Genomic DNA, 16,828 nt, shown 5'->3' on the forward strand with positions numbered 1-16,828 from the left:
TACTATGCCCTATTTCATATTCTCTGGCGCAATAAACCCAAAGCACATGGTTTCAGGTTCTGCATCTGGCTCAGAACGATAAATCACATCTTCTTTTTCTATCGTAAACTGTGGCCAGAACTTACGAACCTTAGCGAAGTTTTCATGGGCACAATCATCGTATTTTTTACCCAGTAATAAAGCACCATGTTGACGAATTTCAGCTTCCGTAATCTCACGGTTATACACATTCGGTGGCATATGCTTTTCCATAGACCAAGGCTGAATGACATGTGGCCTGTCCTTGCCATAAATAATAAACCATTGGTACTGATTATCTTCGCCGCCGACATATTTTACAGGTGTGTTATAACGTTCATACCAACGCTGTTCCCCATCTGCAATTAAGGTTTTAACACCAATAAATTTTTGCCCCGCTCCACGAATATTCGCAGCCTGAACGGTAATATAGCCAACTACCACTAAAACACCAAAAATTGCAAAACCCACTAATGACTTCTTAAACGGTTTTCTTGGCATTTCTATTATTGAGCCAACAAATAACGGTGCGCTGATAGCCATAAATGGCTGCAGCCATTCAGTTATTCGACCACCATCGTGGAAAGAGAACCAGCCATATATCACCACTAATGGAAATAAAATAATGAAGTTAGCCATGCGGTTAGGCAAAGCTTTAGGCCACCCTAGCTTTCCACCACAGCTATAAACGACAATCGCCGCAATCACTAATGGGTAAAACACGCTTAATGCCGCTTGTGTGGTGTGAAGATTAAACCCAGGGTCGATTTGTGAATCCACCCATTTGAAAGCCGAAAAGTCCGTTGCCATCAACCAAAAGAAATTTGGCAATACCAAAGCAAACCACAATGCAATCGCAAGGTAAAAAACAGGATGACGGTAACTTTGGCGAACCTGTTTCACAAATATAGTTAACAAGAAAACAGACCCAACTAGCGCCAACGTTGAATATTTCCCCATTGTTGCAAGGCCTGCAAATAAGGCAAACGGTAACCACCATGCAGGATTATCATCAACCGCACGTAAAAAGAAATAAATAACCCAAGGCCATAATGTCACTAGAATATAGTTATCATTATAAGGAATGATATCGAAATTAATGACACCTGATAAATTCAGCATTAGCATTGCAAACCAAGCAAAATCGCGACGCCCAGTTAAACGGAAGGCTAGTTTCCATACCCCAAGTAAACCAAATGCAATACCGACAAAATGGCTAAAATACCAATAAAAGCTATAGGGGATATCGAGGTAAATTGCAGGCCACATCATTACGCCAACAAACCATGGGTTTTTAGGTGATCCCCACTCCCCATTCATCCCCCAATTCACTGCTTCTACTGTGTCATAAGGTACGGTAGGGTCGAAATAAAAACTCGCTAAGATCCAAACGATGGCATAGCTTATGACCCATACATAAACATATTTATTTGAAATTGATTGATTAATGGCTGGCATATAGTCTTAGAAAGATAAGCAAAAGTTCCAACATTCCATTTGGATACTACTCTAATAGTAATAAACCAAATCGAATGACTCTATAATAAACGAGGCAGTGTACTATAGTTTAAATGCAATACTAGGATGTGCCAGAAAATATTCACAATCTATTGTTGTAATGTTCAAGTTAATATTCAAAAAAAGACATTACTTGGCATTATTGCTCTCGCGGAGGCAAATAGGGTTGCAATAGTTTTAATAATCTTTGAAGGGCACCTTGGTTCTCATGAAGAACTTCGGCGGCATGACGTCCATAATATAACCGGTAATCTTCATCAGAAAGCAAACTCGTCACGGCTTGAGCCATCGATTCACTATCTGTCACCGTAATTAAGCCATCTGCTTGAGTCAGTTTTCCGCAAATATCTTTAAAATTAAATGTGTGAGGCCCCATTAATACGGGTAGCGCATGGGCTGCCGCTTCGAGCGGGTTATGCCCCCCAGTCTCTACCAAGCTTCCCCCAACAAAGGCAATATCCGCAATTCCATATAGCAACATCAATTCGCCCATAGTATCGCCAATCACCACTTGAACATCTGCAGTAGGGATCGTATTGGCACTACGACGAATAAACGTTAAACCGGCTTTTTGAGTTAATTCTTCCGCTTTTGCAAAGCGTTCAGGGTGGCGTGGTACTAAAATTAATAATAAATCAGGAAATCGTTTTAATAACTGTTGATGTGTTTCTAAAACAATGGCTTCTTCACCCTCATGAGTGCTGGTCGCTATCCAAACTGGGCGATGTGCTGCCCATTGGCGGCGTAAAGTTATTGCCCTGACAGCTAATTCAGGCGTTACAGAGATATCAAACTTCAGGCTCCCTGTTACACTCAATTGCATCCGCCGCAACCCTAATTGAACGAAACGTTCACCATCTTCCTGATGTTGTGCTGCGACCATAGTGACATTACGTAGCATACGTTTCACAAAGCTACCGAGCTTTTGATACCCAGCAGCAGAGCGCTCAGAAAGTCTCGCATTTGCAATAACCAATGGAATTTTACGTTTATGCAATTGGTTAATCATGTTTGGCCATAATTCAGTTTCCATAATGATCACAAGCTTTGGGTCGACTTGTTTTAGGAAACGTCGCATAGAACCAGGGAGGTCATAAGGTAAATAGACGTGGTCAACATCGTCGCCAAATGCAGAAAGAACGCGCTCTGAGCCAGTTGGCGTCATTGTTGTTACTGTAATTGGCAGAGACGGATAGTGATGGCGAAGTGCGCGGACTAGTGGAACGGCTGCAAGAGTTTCCCCGACAGAAACTGAATGTAATAAAATGCCTTGAGGTTTTACTTTTCCTGCACAAAAGCCGTAACGTTCGCCCCAACGTTTACGATACGCAGGCGCTTTACGGCTGCGCAGCAATAGGCGAACCCATATAAATGGCTGGATAAGATAAAGAAGTACCTGATATAAACGCAGCAATAACATTCGATCTGATTCACTTACCAAAATTGGCGCTATCTTACCATAAAGCTCAGATAAAAGTGTGCAGAATATGCACCTAAAAATAGCAGTAAAATCTTATCTACAGTTGCAACCATGCTAGATAGCCGATAATGTTAGCGCTTATTCATGCTATTTTTTCGAATAGAAAATACAAACAACGAGATACTATCGCCATGAAACATAAGGCTATTTACCCTGGTACGTTTGACCCTGTGACATCAGGACATGTTGATATTGTTACCCGAGCAGCAGCAATGTTTGACCATGTCTTGTTGGCTATTGCAAATAGCCAACGAAAAAACCCGATGTTTTCCCTTGATGAGCGCGTTGCCCTTGCTAAAGAGGTGACTTCTCACCTTGATAATGTTGAAGTTGTTGGGTTTTCTGAATTGATGGCTAATTTTGCACAAAAAAATGGCGCTAATATTCTTATTCGTGGCGTTCGTTCTGTGGCTGATTTCGAATATGAGTGGCAATTAGCGAATATGAACCGCCATTTTGTTCCTGACTTGGAAACCGTATTTTTATTACCATCGCAAAGTTTGTCCTTTGTTTCTTCTTCTTTAATCAAAGATGTTGCCCTTCACGATGGTGATATTTCGTCTTTCCTACCCCCAGTGGTTGCTGAGGCAATGCTAAAGAAACTCAATAAAAAATAGCAAAAGCGCACTATTTTTGACACTGCGGACAAAAGAAAGTACTGCGTTGCCCCTGTTTAATGCTTTCTATTGGCGTACCACACATTGAGCAGGGTTCCCCCTTTTTCCCATAGACAAACAATTCTTGGGCAAAGTAACCCGGCTTACCATCCGACTGTAAAAAATCTTTTAGTGTCGTGCCGCCTTGCTCAATGGAGCGTTGTAACACCTTTTTGATCTGTTGCACGAGTTCAGTAATTTCAGCCAATGTTAATGTATTAGTGATTTTTTCAGGTGATATTTTCGTCGCAAATAATGCTTCATTGGCATAAATATTACCCACACCAACAACCACTTTGTTATCCATTAACCACGGCTTAACGGCCACTTTTTTCTTTTGCGCTAATTCATAAAGATATTGGGGATTAAAGGCATCTGATAATGGCTCAGGTCCTAAGTGTGCAAGTACCGAACTGTTTTCTAAATCATCACACCAGAGCCATGCGCCAAAACGACGAGGGTCCGTATAGCGCAGCACTTTGCCATCTCGCATAACTAAATCTACATGGTCATGTTTTTCTTCAGGTAATTCTTCGGTCAAAATACGCACACTACCAGACATTCCCAAATGAACAATAATCCAACCTGTTTGCAATTCAATCAGTAGATATTTGGCCCGGCGTTGGACACTCAGAACCGCTTCATCTGATAAGCTTTTAATTTGTTCACTGACCGGCCAACGTAATCGACTGTTGCGTACAACTGCATAAGAGATTGTATTTCCGACTAAATGTGGCTCTATTCCACGGCGGCTGGTTTCAACTTCTGGTAGTTCTGGCATATATAAACTCACATTTCTTGCTTAGGGATACCATTTTGCAATCACCCTCATGAGCTCATCTTTAACAATTTCCCAAGTGAAATTATCATAAGCATGTTTTTTGGCATGATAGGCTATGTCTTGGCTATTTGGGTGCTCTAACGCACTAGTAATATCTTCTGCCATACTTAAAGGCGAAAGTGGCTCCCTGAAAATAAACCCAGTTTCATTATGTGAAATAAATTCCACCATTGCTCCTCGCTGGCTCGCTATCACAGGGCGCCCGGAAGCCATCGCCTCTAATGCGACCATACAAAATGGCTCTGGGGCGATGGAAGGTACAGCAACCACATCCGCAAGAGAATAATAGTGTCGGATCTTTTCAGGATGAACACCACCTAAGAAAATACATTGTTCATCCAAATTTTTTGCATAATCTTTTACTTCATCTTGATATTGCGCTAATTCACCTTTTAACGCGGCATTTGGGTCACCCACAATGACGAGCTTATAACGAGGGCCTTTTTTAAAAAAAGTCTCGCACGCCTGCATTAATTCAAGTAATCCTTTATCCCTAGCGATTCGGCCAGCGAATAAAACTATTTTATCTTCTGCTGTTAGCCCAAAATCCTCACGTTTGACCTCAGGAGGCTGAGCATAAATTTCACCATCAAACCCATTACGGACCACTTCAATAAGCGCATTTGGTAAACGTTCTCTGTACCAGTTTTTCATAAAATGACTTGGCACTATGATTTTTATGTCTTCAGGGACATCTTTAGGCTCATACAAATTATGCATGTGTAACACAACGTTATTATGCCCTTCTTTCTTAATTATTTTTTTGAAGGATTTAATATGATTGTGAACAAAAATAACGCTTTCATTCGGATTTGGCGAAAATTGATGTTTAATTTTGACAATTCTATCTGCATAAGAATATGGATCTAATCTTGTCCATTTCTTGAATAGCCTTGTATACACTTTTCCAAACTTAATACGCTCAATTTCACAATACTTATTAACAACAGAATGAGCACTATACCCATCATTTCGTATACAAACGATTCGGTTTTCAATGTCTAATCGTTTGGCGACATTGTACATCCACGATTCAATTGCTGCCGCGCTTTTAGGCGGTATAGAAAATATAGGAGAAACTGTTAAGATAATTTTATTAATCATCATATTATTTTCTTTTTTTTGCGTATTTTTCAAACAAATAGCAAATGCCCGACAAAATACCTGATAAATACGCACCCCGCTTTAATAGGTGTTTATATTCCTTTTTCCTTTCAACAAATTTAGTGGCATGTTTTAAATCATCCTTTGTCCAAGGTGATTGTGCTAATGCTTTATAAAAAGACTGAGAAGAAGGATAATTCGCCCATGTGTGCCAAGGTTTACTCACACCAGTGTAATGAATTAAAACCGTTTCGGGTGTAATAATGGTTTGGTATTTTTGATGTGTTCGGTCATACAGCTCATTTTTTAGGGTGTAAACTGTATTAAATTTTTTATTAAGCAGTATCAGGTCATTTCTTAAAATAAGGTTTAATACATCTTGATCAGGGTATTTAAACCGTTGTTTCGCATTTTTTGCAGACAATAACTCAAAACATTGCTGAGTAACTCGTTTTTCATGCCACTTCTTTAAATTCACAAACATAACACCCGAGTTAAAATAGGTCTCAGCTAACTGTGGTGTGTGTAGTCGCGTTTCACTTTTTGTTCTTACACCGATGTCATCAGCAATAACACCACAAACTTTGTCTTCAATTAAATTGGCTGCCAAATCTAATTGACCATCACAGATAACATCCGCATCTAAATATAAGGCAACATCATAATCTTTCGAAAGATAATCTAAAGCAACTAACCGAAAATACATCGCTGAGGACCAAACATCAGAAGCCGGCAATGTTTTTAATAATTGATTATCCAATTCATAAACATGAAATTCAGCTGAAAACTGATGAGAAATAACCTTCAATTTCTCTAAAAAGCTAGGGCTGACTTTATCTAAAAAATAATGAAATCTGAAGAACGTATTTGGGTTATTAATAAGTAAAGAGACCGCTGAAACACCCGCACCAAACTGATAGTTTTCATCCGAACCATAAATAACATCAAGACATGGTAAAGAGGTATTACTAGCATTAGCCCCCTCATTTAGCAGATATTTATTTGTTATCAGGTTATTCATGGCACACTCTCTTCTGCTTGGTTGAACTATGCCCCATCATGGCGATTAAAAACCCCAAAAGAATACCTAAGGGTTTAAGGTCCACTTGTTCAAACATCCCACGAACCAGATAAAAGCCAATAAGACTTAACAACAATGCAATGAAGGCAAAGTAAATTTCCGGTTCTTCAGACCTATTTTTAATCCCTTGCATTGAGGAATAGCACATTGACAAAAATACCGCACTAAATATCGCTAACCCTGCAATACCTGCACCAAACCAAATATAAAGCCAAATATTATGGGGCCCGATAGACTTCTTAAATGTCCATTTCGGATGATTTTTTACAACACTGTTATACTTTTCATGGTAAATTTTATCGCCAAAACCATATCCGATAACTGGATTTTCCAATATGAGCTCAAAAGCGGTTCCTTGGGTTCCATTAGCATAACGGTAAGAACTGTCTGTCTGCTCCAGCTTATAAAATAATTGTTTACTTGTATCAGGGTAAATTAGCTTAATAGAAATAAGTGAAACTAATGAAAGGCATAATACAACCCCAATTAGCTTCCAAGGACGTTTAAAACACAAAAATAATAACCCAGCGACTGCAACTGCAACCCATGCCCCCCGAGCTAGCGTTCCAAGTAAAACAAACAGAAATACAATACTTAAAATATAGAAATAAATAAGTTTAGATTTAGGCAATAAATACCAAAGAATAGGAAGTATTGGAAAGAAAAAAACTAACGCATCCGAAACATGCCTAAAATCATAGGTAGTAAACGGCAAGATACCCTGCTGATAAGCTATATAGTAGCGGTATAACTCAACAAGTAAAACTAAGGCTAACGATGCAGTAAAACTCGTTAATAATAGTTTTGAAATATCTTTTAGGCTTTCTCTATATAAAATAATCGGCAATAAAAGAGATAAACTTAGTATTCCATAATTTAATAAATTATTGTTGAGGGTCTTAATCGATACACTTGGTATATCCGAATAAGTTACTGATATATAAAGAAATAAAGAAAAAGAACCGACCAAATATAATAGCTTATTATTTAATTTTTCCAACACTTTTTTTGTATCTAAAGATAGATAAACCAAAGATGTCGCTATCATCAAATAGAACAGAATATGCTTATATCTCGTTACATTTTCCACAAAAAAAAGAACAACAAAAATTAGTACCAAAGTCTTGTTATACTTTGAGAGAATACTTTCATTTCTTTCTAAAAAAGACATAACTTACCCAATTATTATTTAATTTAGTTTAACCCAGAAATACTGAAGATTATTTTTTATCCCAGAGAAAACCTTTCCTTGGTTAAACATATGCTTCGCACAATAACGCAAATGATTACTGCTTTTAGCCTTCAGTAAGGGAATATCTTTCCAAGGCGATGCGTCCTTTGCACTAATAAAGGGTTGAGCTGTTGGATAATTCGCCCACTCATGCCAAGGCTTAGTTGGGCCAATATAATGAATCAATACCGTTTCAGGCGTGATTGGATTTTCTTTTTTGCCTTTTTGCAGCTCATAATTGATGCTGTATTGAGTGTTATATTTGCCATCAAGGTAAATGACTTTCCCTGTTAATAGCATATTTAAAATGTCTTGGTCTAAATAGGATAATTTTGCTTTCACAGCATCTTGGGAAAGTAAATCCATTGCTTTAGTTGAGATATCAAATTTTGACCAATTCACTAAATTTAAAACTAAAAACCCTGCATTAAAATACCCCGAAGCAATACTTGGGACTCCTAAAGCATCCGCTCTTTTTTGCCACCAATTGCGATCCCTTTCAGGCACAACAGCAGCAATTTCATCATCTTTAAATTGAATATTTAGCAATGGCTGCAGCGTTCCTTGGCACATAATATCTGCATCCATATAGATCATTCTATTTAACTGGTTTGAAAAGTAGTCCGCAATAATAAACCTAAAATAAGTTGCATATGACCAATTTTTGGTACTTGGAAGCGATTTAAGCTGCTCACAGTCAACTAAATAAACTTTAATACTCGTCTTATATTGCTCAGCGAGCTGTTTAAATAATTTATTTTGCTCATCATCAAAATAGTCAGTAAATACATGAAATGAAAAAGAGATATCAGGATTGGTTTTCAATAAAGAAGCAATCGAGATCCCACAACCATATAGAAAATTACGGTCAATCCCATAGGAAATATGTAAGCTATCATTATTAACAATCGCATCAGATGACGATAAATCAATTTGTTGTGTAACCGCATTTTCTTTATTGAAGAACATTTATATCTCTCTTCTTTCTTTGACTTACAATGACTTTCTAATTGTACGTTCTTTAATTTGTGCAGCTTTGCTTTCCGCTTTAGCGATCAATGACGCTTCCTGTTGCAAAATATCTCGTAGCGATAAGCCAAAGTAGACTTTCATAAAACGAAGAACATCACGCTGAGTGAGCCCAATATTTAATGATGAATAATATAAACCAATTAAGTCTTTATTTCGCCAACGAATTGGAACAGAATTTCTGAGTTGTGCTCTGTGCAAATCAATAACCGATATTTTTAGCTGCTCTTCATTTCCCGTAAATGGCAAATGCAGTAAAAAATGGCAAATATAACAATCACGATGGTTAATACCCGTTGCGTGCATTTTACGCACCATTTTCGCGACCCGACGAATAATCATTTGCTTGGTACTGAAAGTTGGCGGGTTATCTAACCAATTTGCACAATAATCTTCCAAACTCACCGTCGGGGTCAAATCTTCAGTAATAATAAAGGAGTGGCGACGAAGAGGATTAACCCCTTTTTGCCCGAAAGCTCGGCCATTCATAGTATCCACTCCAACTTGGGTAAGTTGATGAATAGCATTCCACTCTCTATCAGCCCCTAATACCGGCAACCGAAAAGATAATAAGTTTTTAAGGACTTCTTTCAGTGTAGTCCCATAATGAATTTTTATAAAATAGCTACGCCCTTCAAGTTCAAAACGCAGCGTTTTACGTGTCTCTAACGCACGAAAAACTTCACCTTGTAACTTATCAGCTTCGATAAAGGGATCTTTATTTTTCCATAATTCACTAAAAGGGGTTTTTAACTCAATCATTTGCTTCCCCCTAAAATAATATCTGCGGCTTTTTCTGGTAAACTATACAAATCTTCTGTATCCGCAAAATAGCACGCATTACTTGCCCATTGTGCTAATTGAGCCGGATTTTTTAAACTATTTTCTAAAGCCAAGTTTAAAACGGTTTGTTCAAAAGGTTCATTTACCACAATACCGCATTGAGCTTGGCTAATAAATGAAGCATATCCACACACTTCTGTGACAATAATCGGTAAACCTGCAGTAATCGCTTCTAATAACACGATACCTGCAGCTTCTTGATAAGCCGGATGCATTAATATATCGGCTGCTGCCATTAATTCGGCAATATCATTACGTCCGCTAAAGAAAGAGACTTGTGAGCCGATTCCTAGCGTTTTCGCTAACTGCTGGTATTTCACCGGTTTATCTTGGCCAACTACCATCAATAACGTGTTTTTCTTAATGTCTTCGGGCAATGCCGCAATGGCTTTTATGGTCCGGTCAACACCTTTACGTTTGAAGTCAGAGCCCACCTGCAATACTAAAAATGCAGATTCAGGTATTTGATTTTTTTCACGATAAACTCTTTTGGCGTCAGCAATTTGTTTATCATATTTTCTATCTTGGGCAATACCGGGAGGTAGCATATGAAAACGCTCATTTTCAGTTCCATAATGCTTTTTAAAATGACTAATTTGATGTGGCGTTAACATTAATAGCTGTGTCGGTTTCCCCACTGCAAAAACCGCTTTTTCAAATGCGGCATAGTGTTTATAGCGAGGTGTCAGCTTATACAAAAACCCTTTTTCTTCAGCGACTTTTTGTGCATAACAGACATCAGCTGCATAATAAACATCCAACCCTGGCATTTTATTGAAACCAATTATCCGCTCAGCAGGATGCTGCTTTAAATGAGCTAACACCCAGTCACAATATTGTGCATTTCGCCCATGATTCGTCTTTGAAGTTATCGGTACGATAATAATTTCAAAACCACTAGGCTTATCACCTTCCCATGATTGGGTATAAACACGGACGTGATGACCACGTGACTGGCATTCAGTTGCAATACGTAGGAAATCCCGCTGTAACCCACCAAACGGAAAGTATTTATATAAGCAAAATGCCAGATTCATGTTAATACCTTGTCATCATAGAGCGAATATTCATCGGCAACATTTTCTCTGTTGCTTTAATTACATCAGAAGCTGGAATAATGGATAAATACTTTTTATCACGATCTAGCTCTTCTCTCGGTGGCATAGTTTCATAATCACCCGCCCAAAACTGAGCGACATTATCGCTCCAAGGCCGCCAAAAAATATGATTTGTCGCACCGAAAAGGCACACTATTGGCGTTTTAACTGCAGCAGCAATGTGCATGGGTGCCGAATCAACACCAATAAATAAAGCGGCATGAGCAATTAATGCGCCTAGCTCAGGAAATGAAGTTTTCCCTGCTAGTTCAGTAACGGGCTTTGTTTGGCAGCCATTTGCAATATCACTGATACATTCCAAATCTTCTTTACTCGGCCCCGAAGTTAAAACCACTTGATAACCCCGAGACTGCAATGCATCAATGACAGCTGAGAATTTTTCATTATCCCAACACTTAAAAGCTTGGCGCGCTGTTGGTTGGATGACAACATAGCTGCTATGGACACCAAGGCTTAATAACCTTTCATCAATATTTTTCCAATCCTGCTCTGAATAAGACATAGTTAGATGTGTTTTTAGTTCTTTTATTTCTAACGGCTTGAGCACAGATAAGTTATTTAGAACAACATGTTCACCCTCAGGCTCTGTCAGATGCGTAAAACTATTACACCAATATTTAGAGTCTCGATGGGCAAACTGATGGGAAATTTTTGTACTAGCAGGAATTGCTCGAACCAATACACTCACCATCCATTGGTCTGCTAGATTAACAACTAAATCATATTTATTTTTACGCAGCTTTAGCAGTAACTTAATAAAATTACATACTTTATTTAGCCCACCACTTTTTTTCCCCGCCATGCCGTACAAAGCGTTAATTTCAGCATTTTCAGAGAGGATAGGGATAGTATCCTGATAAAGCAAAACATCAATTTCAGCATCAGGATATTGGTGTTTTAATGAGCTGATAACTGGTGTTGTCAGCAGCATGTCCCCATGAAACCTCATCTTGATCACAAGAATTTTTTTAAACTGTTTTTTCACCAGGCACTCTTAATCAAGTCTATATGTAAAAGACAATAGTCATTCGACAACAAATATCATTATTAATTCAATGAATACTCTCTATGTTACTACTTTCATTATAATGGTCATAGCTTCGAATGCGCATATCATCGATAACCCAAATTTTAGGTAAAAAAAAACTCAGCCGAAGCTGAGTTTTTAACGCAGAAAGCAAAATTATTTAATTTTTGCTTCTTTGTAGATCACATGCTTACGAACAACTGGATCGAATTTTTTCAGTTCCAGTTTTTCTGGCATTGTGCGCTTGTTCTTCGTAGTGGTATAGAAATGACCTGTACCTTCAGAAGAGACTAGCTTGATTTTCTCGCGAATACCTTTAGCCATTTTTTAGCTCCTTAGTACTTCTCACCACGGGTACGCAGTTCAGCAAGAACAGCATCAATACCCTTTTTATCGATAACACGCATACCTTTAGCAGATACACGCAGTGTTACGAAACGTTTCTCAGACTCAACCCAGAAACGGTGAGAGTGCAGGTTTGGCAAAAAACGACGTTTGGTCGCGTTTAATGCGTGTGAACGGTTGTTACCGCTCATTGGACGCTTGCCAGTAACTTGGCAGACTCGTGACATGTCTATTCTCCAAAAATCTAATCAGCTCGAGCTTTTTTGTTCTGGGTATGGCCGCCTCGTCAGGCTTAGGAGCCCATCTCAGCAAACTTTCATTGACTGAAAAAACCGTTAATACCTGAATAAAGATTTACTTTACTAAGACGTAAAAATTTACTGAGATAGGCCCTTCTCGCCAAACCCAAGATCCTTAAAGGTGGCGTAGTATACGCTTTCAATCGTTTTCACTCAAGCCCAACACAAAGAAAGTTGTCATTTTTTAGGCAAAAAAATAATTTTATAACCACCCTCGTTCTACAAATGAGACACATTGCTTATGCCCGACGACAAAATGGTCAAGTAGTTTAATCCCCATAATAGCGCAAGCTCGCTGGATTCGCTCTGTCACTTGCCTATCAGCTGTACTGGGTTCTGGGTTACCCGATGGATGATTATGGGCTAATATAATGCCGTTCGCATTCATTTTTATGGCAAAGCGAATAATTTCTCTGGGGTGGACTTCAACTTTGTTCAAAGTACCTTTAAACAACTCTTCATGGCAAATAATTTGATTTTTATTATTTAAAAATATCACGACAAAAACTTCACGCTCTTGCCCTGCGAATAAATCCAACAACTTTGCTTTCAACTGTTCAGGCCCAGTCATCACATCTTCATATAAAAATTGTTCAGAGAAAAAGCGTCGAGCTAGTTCACTGACGGCCTGTAGTTGGGTAAATTTACAACTCCCCATTCCTTTACAGTGTTTTAGTTTTTCGTAGTCTGCTTGTAGAAGCAAATACACTGAACCAAACTCCTGTATTAAACGCTTCGCAAGCTGCAAAACAGGTTCACCTTGGCTCCCTGTACGCAAAAAAATAGCGAGTAGCTCAGCATCAGATAACGCAGCCGCCCCGTATGCGAGTAGCTTTTCTCTTGGTGGTAAATCTAGATGTTCACTCATCATATTCTTTGTCCCTAAATCCCTTGCATCCTTTTTATCTAGCCTAAAAAACATTCACAACCCCTCACATATGGGTTTGCGTAGCGCTTCGCAAAAATAGTACTGTGACGAAAAATCGAGCGCGCCACCTCTAGCTTCTCTGTGGTAATATGCCTCCCATGTTGACCGAATTGGATAAAAATAATGAATCAACTATCACTATTAGGTAAGCAGATAGTTATTGGTATTAGTGGGGGCATTGCCGCTTATAAAATCCCTGAACTTACCCGCCGTTTGCGCGATAAAGGTGCGATTGTGCGTGTTGTGATGACTCAAGGTGCAAAAGCCTTTATTACACCTTTAACCTTGCAAGCCGTTTCAGGGCATCCTGTTTCCGATGACTTACTCGACCCAGCCGCTGAGGCTGCTATGGGACATATTGAACTCGCTAAGTGGGCAGATATCATTATTCTAGCGCCTGCTACTGCGGATTTAATTGCTCGCCTCAGTGCAGGAATGGCAAATGATTTACTCACAACAGTTTGTCTTGCTTCCGCTGCACCGATTGCACTTGTGCCAGCAATGAACCAACAAATGTACAAAGCAAAAGCAACGCAAGAAAATTTAATCAAACTGCAACAACGCCAATGTATGATTTGGGGGCCGGACGCAGGTAGCCAAGCTTGCGGTGATATTGGTCCTGGTCGCATGATTGACCCACTAGAAATTGTTCGTCTAACCAGTGAGTTTTTTACCCCTAAACTCGACTTACAAGGTATCAAATTAATGATCACTGCTGGCCCAACACGGGAAGCACTCGACCCCGTTCGTTTCATCAGCAACCATAGTTCGGGGAAAATGGGTTTTGCCATTGCTAAGGCAGCCAGTCAACGTGGTGCTGACGTCACTTTGATTGCGGGCCCTGTAAATATTGAAACACCAGAAGGGGTTAAGCGGATTGATGTCACGAGCGGCCTAGAAATGTATGAGCAAGTTCATCAAACCATTACAGAGCAAAATATTTTTATTGGTTGCGCCGCAGTTGCAGATTACCGAGCAAAAAACATTGCTGAAAACAAAATAAAAAAACAAGGTGATGAAGTTTCGATTACACTTATCAAAAATCCAGATATCGTGGCTAGTGTCGGCAACCTAAAACACAATAGGCCATATGTTGTTGGGTTTGCAGCTGAGACCCAAAATGTGGAAGAATACGCACGCCAAAAACGACAGCAAAAACAACTCGATCTCATTTGTGCCAATGACGTCTCACTAGCAGACAATGGATTTAATAGCGATAACAACGCGTTACATATTTTTGATGCTAACGGTGATACACGTTTGCCTCACTGCAATAAAAACGAATTAAGCCACTATTTACTTGACGAGATACTTCAACGTTATGAAAAAAATTGACCTAAAAATCCTTGATAGCCGTATCGGTAATGAATTTCCTCTACCAGCCTACGCCACTACAGGTTCTGCTGGTTTAGATTTACGTGCATGCCTTGATGCACCTATCGATCTGGCGCCAGGTCAAACAGAACTTATTCCAACGGGTTTAGCCATTCACATTGCTGATGAAAGCCTTGCTGCTGTCATCTTACCTCGTTCAGGTTTAGGACATAAACATGGCGTCGTACTTGGTAACCTAGTTGGGCTCATTGACTCTGATTATCAAGGGCAACTTATGGTGTCTGTCTGGAACCGTAGTGATAAAAATTTTACTATTGAACCCGGTGAACGTATGGCTCAAATGGTATTTGTCCCGGTTGTTCAGGCGGAATTTAATATTGTTGATGATTTTGACGCAACAGAGCGTGGGGCTGGCGGTTTCGGCCATTCCGGCCGTCAATAAATAGAATATCCTGATAACAAATATGCTAGATAGAACCTGAATTAGGTTCTATCTTTATGAATAAAAACAATCAGCCGTATATTTTCTTTCAGGAAACTTGCTCAACATTACTTATATTTTAAACATTTTTTAAATCCATTTTGCTTTGTAAGTCTCTTTACTAAGAGCAAAATTTTGGATAGTTTGTTTTGCTGTTTTAGCAGGGGTCTTATTAGACATGGCAGAAAAAGCGACAACACAAAAACGTAACAGACGTGATGAGATTTTACAGGCTCTTGCGTTAATGTTAGAAAGTAGTGATGGTAGCCAACGCATTACAACAGCAAAACTTGCTGCTACGGTTGGTGTATCAGAGGCTGCGCTGTATCGTCATTTTCCGAGTAAAATGAAAATGTTCGATAGCCTCATTGGGTTTATTGAAGACTCATTGGTTTCGCGCATTAATCTGATTTTAAGTGATGAAAAAGATACGATAATTAGAATTAAACTAATACTAGCGCTAATACTTGGTTTTTCAGAGAAAAACCCTGGGCTAACGCGTATAATGACGGGCCACGCTCTGATGTTTGAGCAAGATAGGCTTCAAGATCGTATTAATCAATTATTTGAACGTATAGAATCGCAATTGCGACAGGTGTTAAAAGAGAAAAAAATACGTGATGGTCATGGGTTTATTCATGATGAGTCACTGCTTGCTTCTCAGTTATTAGCCTTTTGTGAAGGGATGCTCTCACGTTTTGTACGTTCTGAGTTTCGTTATCGGCCAACCGTCGAGTTTGAATCGCGCTGGCCTTTAATTCTAGCTCAGTTACAATAACCGATTGTTTATACTACTCACCCCGCCCATCATTGGGCGAGGGCTTTTTTTACTCGATTCCGTATTGTTCGCGGTAAGCCTTCATAGCCGCTAAATGTTCCTGCATACCTTCCTGTTCAGAGAGGTAAGTGATTAAATCGCTCATGGTAATAATTGAGTAAACTTTACAGCCATAATCACGCTCAACCTCTTGCACTGCTGAAATGTCACCTTTACCTTTTTCTTGGCGATCAAGACATAGCAAAACACCATTCAACGTCGCTTGTTGTTGTTTAATAATTTCCATTGACTCACGAATTGCCGTTCCTGCAGTAATGACATCATCAACTACCACAACACGCCCTTTCAAAGGACTCCCAACTAACACGCCACCTTCCCCATGGTCTTTAGCTTCTTTGCGATTGAAGCAATATGGCATATCGATGTCATGGTGTTCAGAAAGTGCTACCGCCGTCGTCGCTGCGATAGGGATCCCTTTATACGCAGGGCCAAAGATGACATCACACTCAATTGCGCTATCTTGTAATGCTTGTGCATAAAAACGACCGACAAGTGCCAGATCACGCCCTGTATTAAATAACCCCGCATTGAAAAAATAAGGGCTTTTACGACCTGATTTCAGCGTAAACTCACCAAATTTAAGTACCTGTTTTTTCATGGCAAGTTCAATAAAATCGCGCTGATAGGCTTTCATTGGTCATTCTCCTCGTTGATGA

18 protein-coding genes are annotated in these 16,828 nt (G+C 39.3%); 4 read left to right on the top strand and 14 right to left on the bottom strand.

What is annotated here, in order from left to right:
* Positions 1–9 precede the first annotated feature (9 nt).
* Positions 10–1,476 (bottom strand): glycosyltransferase family 39 protein, encoded by a 1,467-nt coding sequence (locus tag FVA72_RS21265; protein ID WP_004265145.1) that lies wholly within the window; start codon positions 1,474–1,476, stop codon positions 10–12.
* A 199-nt stretch (positions 1,477–1,675) separates the two neighbouring features.
* A complete protein-coding gene (waaA, locus tag FVA72_RS21270) occupies positions 1,676–2,956 on the bottom strand; it encodes a lipid IV(A) 3-deoxy-D-manno-octulosonic acid transferase (protein ID WP_096863630.1) in 1,281 nt (426 codons plus the stop codon).
* A gap of 191 nt (positions 2,957–3,147) precedes the next feature.
* Between waaA and coaD the strand changes: the two genes are divergently transcribed.
* Positions 3,148–3,633 carry a pantetheine-phosphate adenylyltransferase gene (coaD, locus tag FVA72_RS21275; protein ID WP_036959128.1) on the top strand — a complete coding sequence of 162 codons (486 nt, stop codon included), beginning with the start codon at positions 3,148–3,150 and terminating at the stop codon, positions 3,631–3,633.
* A 10-nt stretch (positions 3,634–3,643) separates the two neighbouring features.
* Here the strand turns inward: coaD and mutM are convergent, their stop codons facing one another.
* The 11 genes from mutM to radC all read right to left on the bottom strand — a co-directional run bounded on the left by mutM (position 3,644) and on the right by radC (position 13,458).
* On the bottom strand, positions 3,644–4,453 hold the full coding sequence (gene mutM, locus FVA72_RS21280; protein ID WP_004265140.1) for a bifunctional DNA-formamidopyrimidine glycosylase/DNA-(apurinic or apyrimidinic site) lyase: 810 nt from the start codon (positions 4,451–4,453) through the stop codon (positions 3,644–3,646).
* A gap of 21 nt (positions 4,454–4,474) precedes the next feature.
* Positions 4,475–5,620, bottom strand: coding sequence for a glycosyltransferase (locus FVA72_RS21285; protein ID WP_231135968.1), 1,146 nt, complete (start codon positions 5,618–5,620; stop codon positions 4,475–4,477).
* Position 5,621: 1 nt separating this feature from the next.
* Complete coding sequence (locus FVA72_RS21290; RefSeq protein ID WP_110592786.1) at positions 5,622–6,638, bottom strand: glycosyltransferase family 8 protein; 1,017 nt, start codon at positions 6,636–6,638, stop codon at positions 5,622–5,624.
* Positions 6,631–7,869, bottom strand: a complete 1,239-nt coding sequence (gene rfaL, locus FVA72_RS21295) for an O-antigen ligase RfaL (protein WP_110592785.1) — start codon at positions 7,867–7,869, stop codon at positions 6,631–6,633. Before rfaL ends, FVA72_RS21290 begins: the two co-directional genes overlap by 8 nt.
* Positions 7,870–7,887: 18 nt before the next feature.
* Positions 7,888–8,898, bottom strand: coding sequence for a lipopolysaccharide 3-alpha-galactosyltransferase (gene waaO, locus FVA72_RS21300; RefSeq protein ID WP_110592784.1), 1,011 nt, complete (start codon positions 8,896–8,898; stop codon positions 7,888–7,890).
* Between the two features lie 24 nt (positions 8,899–8,922).
* Entirely contained in the window at positions 8,923–9,720 is a 798-nt protein-coding gene (gene rfaP, locus FVA72_RS21305) for a lipopolysaccharide core heptose(I) kinase RfaP (protein ID WP_004265130.1), read from the bottom strand.
* On the bottom strand, positions 9,717–10,838 hold the full coding sequence (locus tag FVA72_RS21310; protein WP_110592783.1) for a glycosyltransferase family 4 protein: 1,122 nt from the start codon (positions 10,836–10,838) through the stop codon (positions 9,717–9,719). The genes rfaP and FVA72_RS21310 overlap by 4 nt, the downstream gene beginning before the upstream one ends.
* Position 10,839: 1 nt before the next feature.
* Positions 10,840–11,904, bottom strand: a complete 1,065-nt coding sequence (rfaQ, locus tag FVA72_RS21315) for a lipopolysaccharide core heptosyltransferase RfaQ (protein ID WP_110592782.1) — start codon at positions 11,902–11,904, stop codon at positions 10,840–10,842.
* A 198-nt stretch (positions 11,905–12,102) separates the two neighbouring features.
* On the bottom strand, positions 12,103–12,270 hold the full coding sequence (rpmG, locus tag FVA72_RS21320; RefSeq protein WP_004265124.1) for a 50S ribosomal protein L33: 168 nt from the start codon (positions 12,268–12,270) through the stop codon (positions 12,103–12,105).
* 11 nt (positions 12,271–12,281) lie between these two features.
* Positions 12,282–12,518, bottom strand: coding sequence for a 50S ribosomal protein L28 (rpmB, locus tag FVA72_RS21325; protein ID WP_004265123.1), 237 nt, complete (start codon positions 12,516–12,518; stop codon positions 12,282–12,284).
* Between the two features lie 274 nt (positions 12,519–12,792).
* The gene (gene radC / locus FVA72_RS21335) at positions 12,793–13,458 is read right to left on the bottom strand and encodes a RadC family protein (RefSeq protein WP_094962934.1); all 666 of its coding nucleotides are present in this window, start codon (positions 13,456–13,458) and stop codon (positions 12,793–12,795) included.
* A 183-nt stretch (positions 13,459–13,641) separates the two neighbouring features.
* On the opposite strand from radC, the gene coaBC reads away from it, so the two are divergent.
* The 3 genes from coaBC to slmA all read left to right on the top strand — a co-directional run bounded on the left by coaBC (position 13,642) and on the right by slmA (position 16,112).
* Positions 13,642–14,853, top strand: coding sequence for a bifunctional phosphopantothenoylcysteine decarboxylase/phosphopantothenate--cysteine ligase CoaBC (gene coaBC, locus FVA72_RS21340; RefSeq protein WP_004265117.1), 1,212 nt, complete (start codon positions 13,642–13,644; stop codon positions 14,851–14,853).
* The gene (dut, locus tag FVA72_RS21345; protein ID WP_110592781.1) at positions 14,840–15,295 is read left to right on the top strand and encodes a dUTP diphosphatase; all 456 of its coding nucleotides are present in this window, start codon (positions 14,840–14,842) and stop codon (positions 15,293–15,295) included. The genes coaBC and dut overlap by 14 nt, the downstream gene beginning before the upstream one ends.
* Before the next feature lie 217 nt (positions 15,296–15,512).
* A complete protein-coding gene (slmA, locus tag FVA72_RS21350; RefSeq protein WP_004265112.1) occupies positions 15,513–16,112 on the top strand; it encodes a nucleoid occlusion factor SlmA in 600 nt (199 codons plus the stop codon).
* A 49-nt stretch (positions 16,113–16,161) separates the two neighbouring features.
* Here the strand turns inward: slmA and pyrE are convergent, their stop codons facing one another.
* Positions 16,162–16,806, bottom strand: a complete 645-nt coding sequence (gene pyrE, locus FVA72_RS21355; RefSeq protein WP_096863636.1) for an orotate phosphoribosyltransferase — start codon at positions 16,804–16,806, stop codon at positions 16,162–16,164.
* Positions 16,807–16,828 lie beyond the last annotated feature (22 nt).

Origin of the sequence: Providencia sp. PROV061, from assembly GCF_011045655.1 — a bacterium.
Taxonomy (GTDB): domain Bacteria; phylum Pseudomonadota; class Gammaproteobacteria; order Enterobacterales; family Enterobacteriaceae; genus Providencia; species Providencia hangzhouensis.